The sequence below is a fragment of the Xanthomonas cannabis pv. cannabis genome (genome assembly GCF_000802365.1).
Taxonomy (GTDB): domain Bacteria; phylum Pseudomonadota; class Gammaproteobacteria; order Xanthomonadales; family Xanthomonadaceae; genus Xanthomonas; species Xanthomonas cannabis.
The window spans coordinates 13,554-27,287 of record NZ_JSZE01000106.1; the positions used below are offsets into that span (position 1 = coordinate 13,554).

General features: G+C 67.6%; 13 protein-coding genes. 4 read left to right on the forward strand and 9 right to left on the reverse strand.

Annotated elements, in window-relative coordinates:
• Positions 1-66: 66 nt before the first annotated feature.
• The gene (locus OZ10_RS16220; protein WP_039412491.1) at positions 67-609 is read right to left on the reverse strand and encodes a hypothetical protein; all 543 of its coding nucleotides are present in this window, start codon (positions 607-609) and stop codon (positions 67-69) included.
• A 108-nt stretch (positions 610-717) separates the two neighbouring features.
• Entirely contained in the window at positions 718-2,013 is a 1,296-nt protein-coding gene (locus OZ10_RS16225) for an acetyl-CoA C-acetyltransferase (protein ID WP_039412494.1), read from the reverse strand.
• Between the two features lie 88 nt (positions 2,014-2,101).
• Here OZ10_RS16225 and OZ10_RS16230 point away from each other — a divergent pair, with 88 nt between their 5' ends.
• Together OZ10_RS16230 and OZ10_RS16235 are read left to right on the forward strand one after the other, a co-directional pair.
• Positions 2,102-2,986, forward strand: coding sequence for a hypothetical protein (locus OZ10_RS16230; RefSeq protein ID WP_039565886.1), 885 nt, complete (start codon positions 2,102-2,104; stop codon positions 2,984-2,986).
• A 38-nt stretch (positions 2,987-3,024) separates the two neighbouring features.
• Complete coding sequence (locus tag OZ10_RS16235; protein ID WP_081419604.1) at positions 3,025-3,420, forward strand: VOC family protein; 396 nt, start codon at positions 3,025-3,027, stop codon at positions 3,418-3,420.
• A gap of 217 nt (positions 3,421-3,637) precedes the next feature.
• Here OZ10_RS16235 and OZ10_RS16240 read toward each other — a convergent pair whose 3' ends face one another.
• From OZ10_RS16240 to glnA, 7 genes are all read right to left on the reverse strand, one after another.
• A complete protein-coding gene (locus tag OZ10_RS16240; protein ID WP_039565889.1) occupies positions 3,638-4,285 on the reverse strand; it encodes a superoxide dismutase family protein in 648 nt (215 codons plus the stop codon).
• A gap of 46 nt (positions 4,286-4,331) precedes the next feature.
• The gene (locus tag OZ10_RS16245; protein ID WP_039565891.1) at positions 4,332-4,931 is read right to left on the reverse strand and encodes a superoxide dismutase family protein; all 600 of its coding nucleotides are present in this window, start codon (positions 4,929-4,931) and stop codon (positions 4,332-4,334) included.
• A 499-nt stretch (positions 4,932-5,430) separates the two neighbouring features.
• Positions 5,431-6,855 carry a nitrogen regulation protein NR(I) gene (ntrC, locus tag OZ10_RS16250; protein ID WP_039565892.1) on the reverse strand — a complete coding sequence of 475 codons (1,425 nt, stop codon included), beginning with the start codon at positions 6,853-6,855 and terminating at the stop codon, positions 5,431-5,433.
• Entirely contained in the window at positions 6,848-7,903 is a 1,056-nt protein-coding gene (locus OZ10_RS16255) for a two-component system sensor histidine kinase NtrB (protein WP_039565894.1), read from the reverse strand. The genes ntrC and OZ10_RS16255 overlap by 8 nt, the downstream gene beginning before the upstream one ends.
• A 265-nt stretch (positions 7,904-8,168) precedes the next feature.
• On the reverse strand, positions 8,169-9,611 hold the full coding sequence (locus tag OZ10_RS16260; RefSeq protein WP_039565897.1) for an ammonium transporter: 1,443 nt from the start codon (positions 9,609-9,611) through the stop codon (positions 8,169-8,171).
• 22 nt (positions 9,612-9,633) lie between these two features.
• Positions 9,634-9,972, reverse strand: coding sequence for a P-II family nitrogen regulator (locus OZ10_RS16265; RefSeq protein ID WP_002808480.1), 339 nt, complete (start codon positions 9,970-9,972; stop codon positions 9,634-9,636).
• Between the two features lie 273 nt (positions 9,973-10,245).
• The gene (gene glnA / locus OZ10_RS16270) at positions 10,246-11,655 is read right to left on the reverse strand and encodes a type I glutamate--ammonia ligase (protein ID WP_005992704.1); all 1,410 of its coding nucleotides are present in this window, start codon (positions 11,653-11,655) and stop codon (positions 10,246-10,248) included.
• Between the two features lie 224 nt (positions 11,656-11,879).
• On the opposite strand from glnA, the gene OZ10_RS16275 reads away from it, so the two are divergent.
• Both OZ10_RS16275 and OZ10_RS16280 read left to right on the forward strand, forming a co-directional pair.
• Positions 11,880-12,674: an undecaprenyl-diphosphate phosphatase gene (locus OZ10_RS16275; RefSeq protein ID WP_039415041.1), complete on the forward strand. Its 795-nt coding sequence runs from the start codon at positions 11,880-11,882 to the stop codon at positions 12,672-12,674.
• A 133-nt stretch (positions 12,675-12,807) separates the two neighbouring features.
• A complete protein-coding gene (locus OZ10_RS16280; RefSeq protein WP_039415038.1) occupies positions 12,808-13,620 on the forward strand; it encodes an META and DUF4377 domain-containing protein in 813 nt (270 codons plus the stop codon).
• Positions 13,621-13,734 lie beyond the last annotated feature (114 nt).

Genomic DNA, 13,734 nt, shown 5'->3' on the forward strand with positions numbered 1-13,734 from the left:
CACGGGCTTCGGTCGTCGATCTGACGGCGCTGGGCCGTCGCGGCAGATAGACAGCGCTGCGCAGTATCAGCGTCCGCGCGACACCCACGGCGGCGGTGGCAGATCGTCCAGGAATGCATCGCAGGCGCCGAGATAGCGCGCCTGCGTGTGACCGACCCGTGTCGGCGACAACACGCGCGACCCCAGGCGAGCGACAAGCAACATCACGGCCATCACGCCGGCGCCGATCAGCCAGCGGGACGGGCTATCCAGCGATAGCCCGCACACCAGCAGCGCCAGCACGGAGGCCACCGCTATCGCGACATAACGGACGCGGCGACGCTCGTGTTGCTCGCACAGGATGAGCACGTGGGCGCTGCGCTTGCGCAGCGCGATCGCCAGGATCAGATACGGCAGCACGCCGAGCAACAGCGCGGCGTAGATCACCGGGTGATGCCAGTGAAAGATGTAGCGGCGCGGCGGTATGTCGGCCGGTGCATTGCACTTGACGCACCGCGGCGGCAAGGTGGCGCCCGGCGTGCAGACCAGCACATCGCCCTCGCGCCAGACATCGCCGTCTACCGGCGGCAGGTACAGGCTGGGCGACGGGCGCTTTGCATCGTTCGACATCCATGCATCCTTGCAGGTTGGGGATTCGGGATTCGGGATTCGCAAGAGCGGGTTTCGCCTTTGCGAATCCCCAATCCCGAATGCGCAATCCCGCGCTGCGCAGCAGCGTCAGCGCTCGACGATCGCCACCACGCCCATGCCGCCGGCAGTGCAGATCGAGATCAGCGCGCGTCCACCGCCGCGCTCTTCCAGTTGCTTGGCGGCGGTAGCCACCACCCGTGCGCCAGTGGCGGCGAACGGGTGGCCGGTGGCCAGCGACGAGCCCAGCGGATTGATCTTGTCCGGGTCGATGCGGCCCAGCGGCGCATCCAGGCCCAGCCGGTTGCGGCAGTAATCCTCGCTCTCCCAGGCGCGCAACGTGCACAGCACCTGCGCGGCGAAGGCTTCGTGGATTTCGTAGATATCGAAGTCCTGCAAGGTCAGGCCCTGGCGCGCCAGCATCTGCGGCACCGCGATGGTGGGCGCCATCAGCAGGCCTTCGCCGTGCACGAAATCCACCGCCGCCACCTGCGCGTCGCGCAGGTAGGCCATCGGCGTGTGGCCATGGGCCAACGCCCAGGCTTCGCTGGACAGCAGCACGGCGGCCGCACCATCGGTGAGCGGAGTGGAATTGGCCGCAGTGAGCGTGCCGCGGCCGGAAGTCTTGTCGAAGGCCGGGCGCAGGGTGGCGAGTTTTTCCAGCGAGGTGTCGGCGCGCAGGATGTTGTCGCGCGAGACGCCGCGGAACGGAGCAATCAGCGAATCGAAGAAACCGCGCTCATACGCTGCGGCCAGCTTGTGGTGCGAGGCCACCGCCCACTCGTCCTGCGAATCGCGCGAGATATTCCATTCCTTGGCCATGTCTTCGCAGTGGTCGCCCATGCTCTTGCCGGTACGCGGCTCGGCCACGCCGGGAAACTCGGGCTTGAGCTCGCTCAGCTTGAACCCGCGCAGCAGCGCCTTGAGCTTGTCGCCGGTGGCCTTGGCACGGTTGGCGGCAAGCAGCCGCGCGCGCAGCTTCTTGCCGTAGACGATCGGCACTTCCGAGGTGGTGTCCGAGCCGCCGCCGATGCCCGAATCGATCTGCCCCAGCGCAATCTTGTTGGCGATGGTGATCACCGAGTCCAGGCTGGTGCCGCAGGCGCGCTGCAGGGTGATGCCCGGGGTCAGCGGCGACAGGCCCGACGACAGCGCGGCCTCGCGGGCCAGGTTCCAGTCCGAGGAGTGCTTGATCACCGCCCCCATCGCCACTTCGCCCAATTGCTGCCCGTGCAGCCCGAAGCGCTCGACCAGCGCGCCCAACGTGCGCACCGACATGCCCAGGTTGCCGACATCCGCGTATGCGGTGTTCTGACGACAGAACGGGATACGAACGCCGCCCAGAATGGCGACGGGACGGGCTGCGGGCATCGGTTGACCTGGCATGGAGGACTCGGGGACATGGCCTGCACAGGGCCGGCAGGCATAATGGCCGCAGTGTAGCTTCGACCCCGTGATGGGCCAACCGCGAATCATGAGCAAGACCGAACACGGCGTGACCGCCATGGGTGTGCTGGCGCTGGAATTGACCGGCGGCACCGCCCCCGAGCGCGGCGCCCTGCCGCCCGAACAGGCCGGCATGCTGGCCGAGCGCATTGGCCGGGACCTGGCGCAATGGATCCCGGAGATCCGCGATCTGGAACTGAGCGTGGCGATGGCGCATTTCGACCCGGCCGAGGTCCTGCGGCCCGGCTGGCCGTTGCATCGCCGCCTGGAAGAACTGCATGCGCGGGCCCCCGGGCGCGATCAGGGCCCGCGCGTGCTGGCCTTCGGCGCCGATGCACAGGGCGAGATTCCGCTGCCCTTCCAGGCCGATGCGCAGCTCACCGGTGGCGGCCTGCGTGTGTTGCCGTTCCTGCTCTCCGGCGATCCGCAGATCGTGGCGACGGTGGCCGATGCGATGGAAGAAGTGCTGCTGGCCCAGGGCATGGCGCAGGCAGATACTGCGTTGCTGGCGCAGGAGAGCTTCGGTGCGCGCATCGAACACGCCCGCTATCTCACCGCGCACGACCTGACGGCGATGATTTCGATGCAGTACGACAACCAGGGCCTGGCGCCGCTGTGGCCGCTGATCGAAGCCGCCCTGCTTGCGCCCACCAGCGAAGAATGGCTGGAGCAGGCGCCGGAGCCGGTGCTGCGCTATGTCGGCGGCGAAGTGCGCATTGCGCTGTTCGATCCGGCCGGCTGGTGCGATTACTACGCACACGACCGCGAGCATTGCGAACGCCTGCGCGGCGTCTACGAGCAATTCCTCTCGCGCCAGCGGCAAATGGCGGCCGTGCTGGAAGCGCATGGGTTGCCGGTGCTGTACGTGCATGTCGAGCCGGGCCAGGATCCGCGCCAGGCGCTGGCGGCGTGACGCAGCCGCAGGTTTCTTCGCTGCCCGCGTTGCAGGGTGTGCTGGAAACCGGCGTTTATGTGGCCGACCTGGAGCGCGCGTGTGCGTTCTATGCCCGCGTGCTGGGGCTGCAGCCCATGCATCGCGATGCGCGCATGGCCGCCTATGCAATCGCACCAGGACAGGTGTTGCTGCTGTTCCTGCAGGGCAGCACGGCAACCACGGTCAGCCTGCCTGGTGGAACCATTCCGCCGCACGACGGTAGCGGGCGTACGCATTACGCCTTTGCGATCGCCACCGACGCGCTGGCCGGCTGGGAAGAACACCTGTGCGAGTGCGCGGTGCCGATCGAAGGCCGCACGCAATGGCCCGGAGGCGGACAGAGCATCTACTTCCGCGATCCCGATGCGCACCTGCTGGAACTGGCCACTCCGGGGCTCTGGGCCAATTATTGATCGTTGCTGTGGCGAAACAGCAGTCAGGTAGCCGTGCTGGCGCATGCGCTACGCGCATGCACGTCCATCGCTGCTCGCTGCACCGAGGATGACAGCATGGCGACGCCCACCGACGCCTCAGCCATTCACCCGGGCTCGATTCTCAATGGACGCAGCTGCAGTACGCAGCCGCGTCCATCGATGAGGATGTGTGGCCACTGGTGCGCCACACCTCCATTTATTTAGTCGCCGCCTGCGCGTTGTCGGTGGTGATCACGCCGCAGGCCAGGCGGCCGCCGGCATTGCCGGTGGGCTGGGTTTTGTAGTCGTCGGCATCGGCATGCACGATCACGGCGTGTCCGGCGATGTCGAACTGGTCCGCCTTACCGAGATTGACGTTGCTCGAGACCGGACCGTCGATGCTGGCATTACCCTGCGCGTCGGCTTTGATGTTGGGCATGTCGCCGCCGTGGTGCGGGTCGGCACTGACGTTGCCGTGGTCGGACTGGGCCGGGTTGAAATGGCCGCCGGCGCTGCTGCCGTCCGGGGCGCTGCAGTCGCCCTTTTCGTGGATGTGGAAGCCGTGCTCGGTGTTGGGCTTGAGGCCACTCAGCTGGCCAGTGACGCGCAGCGCGCCGTCGACCGTCTTGAAGGTCACCGTGCCTTTGACGTCATTGCCCTTGGTCGGCTTGAGCTCGGCGGTGGCCGTCGTGGTGGCCGCCGCTTCGGTGACCATGGAGGCGGCATGCTCGCCACCATGCGCCGCTTCAGCCGGCGTGCCGGCCTGCGGTGCGGGGGCGGGATCGGCCGGCGCGCGCTCCTCGCGCTTGCATGCGGTCAATGCCAGGGCGGTTGCCAGAAACAGCGTGGTGGGAAGAATGCGCATGGAAAACTCCTGTAGGGGCCGCGCAGGCGGCCATGGATGCCCCAACTCAGGGCTGCGAAGGGGGTGTGCGCCACTGGGTGACGCGAATGACGCCGCAGGCCAGACGTGCGCCGGCGTTGCCGCTGGGCTGGCTGCGATAGTCGTCGGGATCGGCATGCACGATGAGTGACTTGCCGACCACATCGCTGGGCGCGGCATCGCCTAGGGTGATGCCGGAAACGATCATGTCCAGGTGCGCAACGCCTTCGGCATCGGCGCGCAGGTTGTCCATGTCGCCGGCGTGGTGAGGATTGCTGCCAGCGCGCCCGTGTGGCGCACCCGCGGGATTGAAATGCGCACCCGCGCTGCTGGCATCGGCGGCGCTGCAATCGCCACGTTCGTGCACATGGAAGCCGGCCACGCCACCGGGGCGCAGGCCACCGACAGTCCCGGTCACGCGAATGCCCTGCAATGCAGGCACCAGCACGACGCGACCGCTGACCAGGCTGCCCGAGGCCGATGCCAGCACCGCTTCTGCCTGCTGGACCGGGCGGACAGGGACGACCCGCGCCGCCGGGGGTGGAGGTGGCGGAGGCGGTGGCGTGCTGCTGCAGGCGGCAAGCGCCAGCACGGTGAGGGCAACGATCGTGGGCGACCGGTAACGCATCGAGCTGTTCTCCTGATCAGGCTGGAAACCTATGCGGGCGCATGTTCACGTGTCATGAAATGCGCTTAGGCAGCCCAGGAGTTTACGGGGCTGATGTCGCGAGCCGGGAGATGTGCAAAAAGCGCCCCTCACCCCAACCCCTCTCCCGCAGGCGGGAGAGGGGCTCGACTGCGAAGTTTTCTGCCTGCCTTGCCTGCCTTGCCTGCCTGCCTGCCTGCCTTGCCTTGCCTGCCTTGCCTGCCTTGCCTTCTCCCGCGTGCGGGGGAAGGTGCCCGAAGGGCGGATGGGGGGCGTGTGCGCCGCCAGCTAATCGAGACAGTGGCGCGTGCGAGCAAACCGGCGAGCGCATGCACGCTTGCCGCCGTGATGCGCGTCAAGCTCGCCTGGTTCGCTGCCTGGCTCCAGCACCTGCGCACGCAGTACGGCTTTTCGCAGGTGCCCCTCACCCCGCCCCCTCTCCCGCAGGCGGGAAAGGGGCTCAACGCCGCGTGCGGGCTGATCAGCGGCGCTTGCGCCCCGGCCCGAGCTTGCGGGTCACGGTGTTGCGGCCCAGGCCCAGGCGGGCGGCGGCTTCGGCGCGGCGGCCCTGGGTGAGTTGCAGGGCGGCTTCCAGCAAGGTCTTGTCCAGGCGTTCGCGGGCTTCGGCATGCAGACCCTGGGCACCTTCGCTCAGGCGTTGCGCGGCCCAGCTGGACAGCATGTCGTCCCATTGGCCATCGCTGCGGCCGGCCCGCTGACGCCCGCGGGACAGGGCGGCGTCCACGTCGACCACGTCGATGATGTCGGCGGTGGCCAGGGCAGCCAGGCGCCAGCACACGTTTTCCAGTTCGCGTACGTTGCCGGGCCAGTCGTACTGGCGCAGGTCCTCCAGCGCGGCCGACGACAAGCGCTTGGGCAGCATGTCGAGCTTGCGTCCGGCCATGGCCAGGAAGTTTTCCGCCAGTTGCGCGATGTCGCCGCGACGCTCGCGCAGCGGCGGCAGCTGCAGGCGCACCACGTCCAGCCGGTGCAGCAGGTCGGCACGGAAGCGGCCCTGTTCGACCAGCGCCTCCAGATCCTGGTGGGTGGCGGCGATCACCCGCACGTCCACGCGGATCAACTCGCGCCCGCCGACGCGGAAGAATTCGTTCTCTGCCAGCACGCGCAGCAGGCGCGTCTGCAGCGGCAGCGGCATGTCGCCGATTTCGTCCAGGAACAAGGTACCGCCATCGGCTTGTTCGAAGCGGCCGATGTGGCGCTTGGTGGCACCGGTAAAGGCGCCGGTTTCGTGGCCGAACAACTCGCTTTCCAGCAGTTCGGCGGGAATGGCGGCGGTGTTGAGCGCCACGAACGGTTTGCGCGCGCGCGGCGATTCGTTGTGCAGCGCGCGTGCAACCAACTCCTTGCCCGTGCCGGTTTCGCCGTTGATCAGCACCGACAACGGGGCTTGCGCCAGCCGGCCGATGGCGCGGAACAGCGCGCGCATGGCCGGGGTGTCGCCGATCAACGCGGCCGAGCCCTCGGCCAGTGGCGTGCCGATGATCTCGTCGACACCGGCATCGGCGTCGGGCAAGGCGCGTGCGGCCAGCGCGACGGCGTCGTCCAGGTCGAACGGCTTGGAGAGGAATTCATGCGCGCCACCGCGGAAGGCGCCGGCGGTGCTGGCGACATCGGTGTACGCCGACATCACGATCACCGGCAGCTGCGGGTGCTTGGCCTTGAGCTTGTCCAGCAGGGTCAGGCCGTCCTCGCCGGGCATGCGCACGTCGGTGAACAACAGGTCCGGGGTGGGCCGCATCGCCAGCGCCTGCAATGCAGCGGCAGCGCTGTCGAAGCCATCCACGGCATAGCCGGCATCGCGCAGCGCGGTGGACAGCACGAATCGGACCGAACGGTCGTCGTCGACCACCCAGATATGGTGGGATGCGGCGGCGGCCTCAGCCATGCAGGTGCTCCTTGTCGTGATCGCCGGCCAGCTCGGGCAGCAGCAGGGTGAAAACGGTATGGCCCGGACGCGAGCGGTAGGTCAGCGTGCCGTGGTGTTCGCGCGAGACCTGCTGGGCCAGCGCCAGGCCCAGCCCGCTGCCTTCGGCACGGCCGCTGACCAGCGGCAGGAACAGGTGCTCGGCCAGCTCTTCGGGCACGCCGCCGCCGTCGTCGATGATCTCCAGGCGCAGTGACATCGCATGCACGCGGTCGCGGATGCGCTGGCCGTGTTCGACGCGGGTGCGCAGGGTTACGCGGGTGGCGCCGGCCTGGAAGGCGTTGCGCACCAGGTTCCACACCGCCTGGGTGAGCCGGTCCACATCGCCGAGGATGTCCGGAATGCTGGGGTCGTAGTCGCGCTGCACCTGCACCGACCAGCCGCCTTCGGCCTCGGCCAGGCGCAGCACGCGCTCGAGCACCACATGGATGTTGAGGCCCTCGTGCGGGCGCAGCGGCGAGGGTGAGAGCAGACGCTCGAGCAAGGTGTTGAGGCGTTCGATCTCGGTGCCGATCAACTCGATCAGCTCGCGCTCGTCCTCGTCGCGGCCGGCCGAGCGGCGGGCCAACAGCTGCGCTGCGCCCTTCAGGCCCGCCAGCGGGTTGCGCAGTTCGTGCGCCAGCCCCTTGAGCGCGGCGCTCAAGGCGTTGGGCAAGGCATGCGTGGGGTCCAGCGCGGGGAATTCGTCGACCGGATGGGTTTCCAGCAGCCAGCCGCCGTCATCCAGCCGCGACAGCCAGCCTTCGGCAAAGCGTGGTGCGTCGTTGGGCAGGCCCAGGGCCAGGCGATGCAGGCGCAGCACGTCGCGCTCGTCGTTGAGCAGGAAGCGCGCGAGCGCATCGCCCTGCACTTCCAGCGCGGCCAGCGGCTGGTCGACCAGGCGCCGGGCGCTGACGCCGAGCCAGCGCGCAAAGGCCGGGTTGACGCCCAGCACGCGGCCCTCGCGGTCGGCCCAGGCCACCGGCGTGCCCAGGCTGTCGAGCGACGGTGTGGGGGTCGTCATCAGCATTGCACCAATTTAGTGCAAGCGGCGCCGGCGTGCGCGTGTGGCGCGCCGAACGAAGCGTGCATCAGGACATCCGGGGTCCGACGGTGGTGGCGTGCACCGACCCGACGCGCATCCGCGCCGACAGTGACGGGCGGGGGGCTGGTCATGCAGGCACCTCGGTAGTGGATCCGCGCCAGCACGGGCCGCGGGAGAAACCGTCCCCGGCACGGCAGCGCCGGCCGGGTCGTTGCGCCACCCGCGGCCAGGGAGCCGCGGGTGGCCATGCTCAGGACTCGTAGGCGGCTTCGCCGTGCGAGGTGATGTCCAACCCCTCGCGCTCGGCGTCTTCGGTGACGCGCAGGCCGAACACCAGCTTGGCGACCACAAAGCCCACCACCGACACCACGCCGATCCACACCACGGTGATGCCCACGCCCAGGGCCTGGATGCCGACCTGATGCACGATGTCGTAATCGCCGCCCTTCTGGCCGCCCAGCGAGGCCGCAGAGAACACGCCGGTCAGGATCGCGCCGATGATGCCGCCCAGGCCATGCACGCCGAACACGTCCAGGCTGTCGTCGGCGCCGAGCAGGCGCTTCAGACCGGTGACGCCCCACACGCACAGCACGCCCGCCGCCAGGCCGATGACGATGGCGCCGAACGGACCCACGGTGCCGCAGGCCGGGGTGATGCCGACCAGGCCGGCCACCATGCCCGACGCCACACCCAGGGCGGAGGACTTGCCCTTGATGATCTTCTCGGTCAACGACCAGCCCAGGATGGCCGCGGCAGTGGCCAGCAAGGTGTTGAGGAAGGCCAGCGCCGCACCGGCATTGGCCTCCAGGTTGGAGCCGGCGTTGAAGCCGAACCAGCCCACCCACAGCAGCGAGGCACCGACGAAGGTCAGGGTCACGTTGTGCGGCTTGATCGCCTCACGTCCGAGCCCGGCGCGCTTGCCGACGAAGTAGGCGCCCACCAGGCCGGCAATACCGGCATTGATGTGCACCACGGTGCCGCCGGCAAAATCCAGCGCGCCCAGGCCAAACAGGTACCCACCGGTGGCCCAGACCATGTGCGCCAGCGGCAGGTAGCCGAAGGTGAACCAGATCACCGAGAACAGCAGCACCGCGGCGAACTTGGCGCGTTCGGCAAAGGCGCCGACGATCAGCGCACCGGTGATGCCGGCGAAGGTGGCCTGGAAGGCGACGAACACGTATTCCGGCAGGCTCACGCCCTTGGTGAAGGTGGCCGACAGGGTCTCGATGGTGACGCCCTTGAGCAGCGCCTTGTCCAGGTTGCCGATCCACGCGCCTTCACCGGAGAACGCCAGGCTGTAGCCGTAGATCACCCATAGGATGGTCAGCAGCGAGAACACCGTGGCCACCTGGATCAACACCGAGAGCACGTTCTTTGCCCGCACCATGCCGCCATAGAACAGCGCCAGGCCCGGCACCACCATCAGCAGCACCAGCAGGGTGGACGTCAGCATCCAGGCGACATCGCCCTTGTCCACCACCGGCGCGGCCTCGGCCGCAGCCACCGGCGCGGCGGCCGGCTGCGCGGACGGCAGCGGTTCTGTGGTGACCGGCTCGGTCGGGAGCGGGGTGACCTGCGGGGTGGACTGCGCCTGCGCGCTGCCCATGCCGCCCACCACCAGCGCGCTGAACAGCATCAGCATGCACACGCTGTAGAACCGGGCTTTCCACCCGGCAAAAAGAGCTGTCTTCATACGAACTCCGGAGGTGGTGGACTCAGAGGGCATCGGCGCCGATTTCGCCGGTGCGGATACGCACCACCTGCTCGATCGCGGTGACGAAGATCTTGCCGTCGCCGATCTTGCCGGTGCCGGCCGCGTTCTGGATCGCTTCGACCACGGCATCGAGCCGGTCGTCGGTCACCACCGTCTCGATCTTGATCTTGGGCAGGAAGTCCACGACGTACTCGGCGCCGCGATACAGCTCGGTGTGGCCTTTCTGCCGCCCGAAGCCCTTGACCTCGGTAACGGTGATACCCGACACGCCAGCGGCAGACAGGGCCTCGCGGACCTCGTCGAGCTTGAACGGCCGGATGATGGCGGTGATCAATTTCATGCGCATACCCCGAAAGGTGGAAGGAACCGGCCGGCATTGCGCCGCCCGGCGGTGTCAGTCACCTGGATGCCAACCCCGGCATCCAATCGTTCGCAGATCGCGCAGACCCCGGCCGATGCGATGCATCTGCCGCGTGGGAGAGGTCAGGCCCGCGCGCCGCGAACTGTGTGCTCTCTCGTTCCCCTCACTCCACGGCCGGTGCCGTGGAGCGTCAAACATGTGCGGCGATGGCGGAGGTGGGAGGGGGGGCCTCCGCCATCACCGCGGTGGAACTCAGTTGCCGTAGTACAGCTGGTATTCCAGCGGATGCGTTGCCGCACGGAACTTGGTCACTTCCTGCATCTTCAGCGCGATGTAGCCGTCGATGAAGTCGTCGCTCATCACGCCGCCGGCCTTGAGGAACTCGCGGTCCTTGTCCAGCGCTTCCAGGGCCTGATCCAGGCTGGAGCACACCTGCGGGATCAGCTTCTCTTCTTCCGGCGGCAGGTCATACAGGTCCTTGTCGCTCGGTGCACCCGGGTCGATCTGGTTCTTGATGCCGTCCAGGCCGGCCATCATCAGCGCGGTAAAGGTCAGGTAGCCGGACTGCAACGGATCGGGGAAGCGCATTTCGATGCGGCGTGCCTTGGGGTTGGTGACCCACGGAATGCGGCACGAGGCCGAACGGTTACGCGCCGAATAGGCCAGCATCACCGGCGCTTCGAAGCCCGGTACCAGACGCTTGTAGCTGTTGGTGCCGGAGTTGGAGAACGCATTGATGGCGCGGGCGTGCTTGAAGATGCCGCCGATGTACCACAGCGCCATCTGCGACAGGCCGCCGTAGCCGTCGCCGGCGAACAGGTTGGTGCCGCCCTTGGTCAACGACTGGTGCACGTGCATGCCCGAGCCGTTGTCGCCGACGATCGGCTTGGGCATGAAGGTCGCGGTCTTGCCGTTGCGGTAGGCGACGTTCTTGATGATGTACTTCATGGTCAGCAGTTCGTCGGCCTTCTGCACCAGCGAGCTGAACTTGGTGCCGATCTCGCACTGGCCGGCGGTCGCCACCTCGTGATGGTGCACTTCGGTCTCGATGCCGACCTGTTCCAGCGTCTTGATCATTTCCGCGCGCAGGTCGTGCAGGGTGTCGGTCGGCGGTACCGGGAAGTAGCCGCCCTTCACGCCCGGGCGGTAGCCGCTGTTGCCGCCGTCGTACTTGGCGCCGGTGTTCCAGGCGGCCTCTTCCGAGCCCACCTGGAAGAAGGTGTGGCCCATGTCGTTGGCAAAGCGCACCGAATCGAAGATGAAGAATTCCGGTTCCGGGCCGAAGAACGCCTGGTCGGCGGTGCCGGAGGACTTGAGGTAGGCCTCGGCGCGCTTGGCGATGCCGCGCGGGTCGCGCTCATAGCTCTGCATGGTGGCCGGGTCGAGGATGTCGCAGGTCAGCACGATGGTCGGATCGGCGAAGAACGGATCCAGATACGCGGTGCCGGCGTCGGGCAGCAACACCATGTCCGACTCGTTGATGCCCTTCCAACCCGCGATCGAACTGCCGTCGAACATCTTGCCTTCTTCAAACAGCGCCGGCTCGATGATGTTGGCCGGAAAGGTGATGTGCTGCTGTACACCACGCATATCGACGAAGCGCAGGTCGACAAACTCGACCTTGTTGTCCTTGATCAGCTTTTCAACATTTTCCACGGACATCGGAAGAAACCTCGGATTGGAGTGAAGTGGCTCGTGGACGGAAATACAGCAGGGACCATGCCAAATCGCGGATTTTCACAAGTCGTTGATTTTGCTTGCATCACTTGAGACCGCCACAGCGGCGCTAGCACCAGCAAGGTGCTGACGGCATCCATGCTGCACCAATATGGTGCATGCCGCAATGCACTATCCTGACGCCTCCCCCAACCCTCCCCTCCAGTCCGATGTCCGATCTGATTTCCGCCCTGCTGTTGGGCATTCTCGAAGGCCTCACCGAATTCCTGCCGATCTCCAGCACCGGCCACCTGTTGATCGCCGAACAATGGCTCGGACGCCGTTCTGACTTCTTCAATATCGTCATCCAGGCCGGCGCCATCCTGGCCATCTGCCTGGCGCTGCGACAGAAGCTGTGGACCCTGGCCACCGGCCTGGGCGAGCGCGCCAACCGCGACTACGTGCTCAAGATCGGCGTGGCCTTCCTGGTCACGGCGGTGGTGGGGCTGATCGTGCGCAAGGCCGGCTGGCAGCTGCCGGAAACCGTGCACCCGGTGGCCTGGGCATTGTTGATCGGCGGTGTCTGGATGCTGGTGGCCGAGCACTTTGCCGGCAAGTTGCCCGAGCGCGACGTGGTGACCTGGAAGGTGGCGATTGCCGTCGGCCTGGCGCAGGTGGTGGCCGGCGTGTTTCCCGGCACCTCGCGCTCGGCCTCGGCGATCTTCCTGGCGATGTTGCTGGGCCTGAGCAAGCGCTCGGCGGCGGCGGATTTCGTGTTCATGGTGGGCATCCCGACCATGTTCGCGGCCAGCGGCTATGCACTGCTGGAGATGTACAAGGAAGGCGGCGTCGGCAGCGAGAACTGGACCGATGTGGCAGTGGCCTTCGTGGCGGCCACCCTCACCGGCTTTGTGGTGGTGAAGTGGCTGCTGGGCTACATCAAGAAGCACCGCTTCACGGTGTTTGCGGTGTACCGCATCGTGCTCGGCGCCGCCCTGCTGCTGTGGTTGCCGGTCGCGGCCTGACCCGCCACGGCCGTTGCGCTGCCTGTCGCTGCTTGAGCAGCGAGGCAGGGCAACTGCACGGGCAGTGACGCCGGTCATTGCCCTGGCGGCACGCCGGCGGTATCACTGAGGCCTTGCCCACCGGGAGCCGCCCATGCGTGCCGTGTTCTTCGCCCCAGCCCTGCTGGCGGCGGGCGTGACGGCCTGCGGTTCGGGTGCGCTGCCCGATGCGCAGGATCCTGGTGGTACCGGGCCTGGCGGTACCGGGCCCGGCGCGACCGCCGCCGCTGCGCCGTTGGCCGATAACGCCCCCTTGCGCGCGGCATTGCAGGCCAGGCACTGGCAACTGCTGCAGGCCAGCGACGCCCATGGCACCGCGTTACGCAGCCTGTTCGTTGCCGGTAGCGCACCGCTGCAACTGGACTTCAGCGACCAGCGCATCCACGTCAGCCAGACCTGCAATGCCCTGGGCGCCAGCTACAGCGTGGCCGGGACGCAGCTGCAGATCGGCCGGGTGGTCTCGAGCAAACGCCTGTGTGCGCAGCCGCGCAAGATGGCGCAGGAACGTGCTGCCAGCGACCTGTTGTCCGGCCGTTTTGCGGTGACGATGGACAGTGCGCAGGCCACGCCGCAGCTGGCCCTGACCCGCAGCGATGGCACCCGCCTGCTGTTCGGCAGCACGCCCACGGCCGCCACCCGCTACGGCGGGCCCGGACAGACACTGTTGCTCGAGGTGGCCGCCGACACCGTGCCATGCCCCGCAAACCCGTCGCGCGCATGTCTGCAGTTGCGCGAGCAGACGGCGGACGGCCAGCCCGCGACCGACCCCTGGCGCCCCTTCGATGGCCGGATCGAGGGCTTCGACCACGAAGCGGGCATCCGCACCTTGCTGCGCGTCACCCGGTATCCCGGCGCAGATGGTGCCCCGGTGTATGTGCTGGATCAGATGATCGAGGCCAGTGGGTAGGTTCGGGATTCGGGATTCGGGATTCGGGATTCGGGATTCGGAGGTCGGAGGTCGGAGGTCGGAGGTCGGGAATCTATGACTCTCGACTTCATTGCAGACCGTTATGTGGCCGGC

Excerpts from the sequence above, each read along its gene's own strand:
- OZ10_RS16275 (WP_039415041.1), top strand. The coding sequence starts at position 11,880 with ATGTCCGATCTGATTTCCGCCCTGCTGTTGGGCATTCTCGAAGGCCTC.
- OZ10_RS16255 (WP_039565894.1), bottom strand. The coding sequence starts at position 7,903 with ATGCTGATGACGACCCCCACACCGTCGCTCGACAGCCTGGGCACGCCG.
- OZ10_RS16230 (WP_039565886.1), top strand. The coding sequence starts at position 2,102 with ATGAGCAAGACCGAACACGGCGTGACCGCCATGGGTGTGCTGGCGCTG.
- glnA (WP_005992704.1), bottom strand. The coding sequence starts at position 11,655 with ATGTCCGTGGAAAATGTTGAAAAGCTGATCAAGGACAACAAGGTCGAG.
- OZ10_RS16245 (WP_039565891.1), bottom strand. The coding sequence starts at position 4,931 with ATGCGTTACCGGTCGCCCACGATCGTTGCCCTCACCGTGCTGGCGCTT.
- OZ10_RS16280 (WP_039415038.1), top strand. The coding sequence starts at position 12,808 with ATGCGTGCCGTGTTCTTCGCCCCAGCCCTGCTGGCGGCGGGCGTGACG.
- ntrC (WP_039565892.1), bottom strand. The coding sequence starts at position 6,855 with ATGGCTGAGGCCGCCGCCGCATCCCACCATATCTGGGTGGTCGACGAC.
- OZ10_RS16240 (WP_039565889.1), bottom strand. The coding sequence starts at position 4,285 with ATGCGCATTCTTCCCACCACGCTGTTTCTGGCAACCGCCCTGGCATTG.
- OZ10_RS16265 (WP_002808480.1), bottom strand. The coding sequence starts at position 9,972 with ATGAAATTGATCACCGCCATCATCCGGCCGTTCAAGCTCGACGAGGTC.
- OZ10_RS16220 (WP_039412491.1), bottom strand. The coding sequence starts at position 609 with ATGTCGAACGATGCAAAGCGCCCGTCGCCCAGCCTGTACCTGCCGCCG.
- OZ10_RS16260 (WP_039565897.1), bottom strand. The coding sequence starts at position 9,611 with ATGAAGACAGCTCTTTTTGCCGGGTGGAAAGCCCGGTTCTACAGCGTG.
- OZ10_RS16225 (WP_039412494.1), bottom strand. The coding sequence starts at position 2,013 with ATGCCAGGTCAACCGATGCCCGCAGCCCGTCCCGTCGCCATTCTGGGC.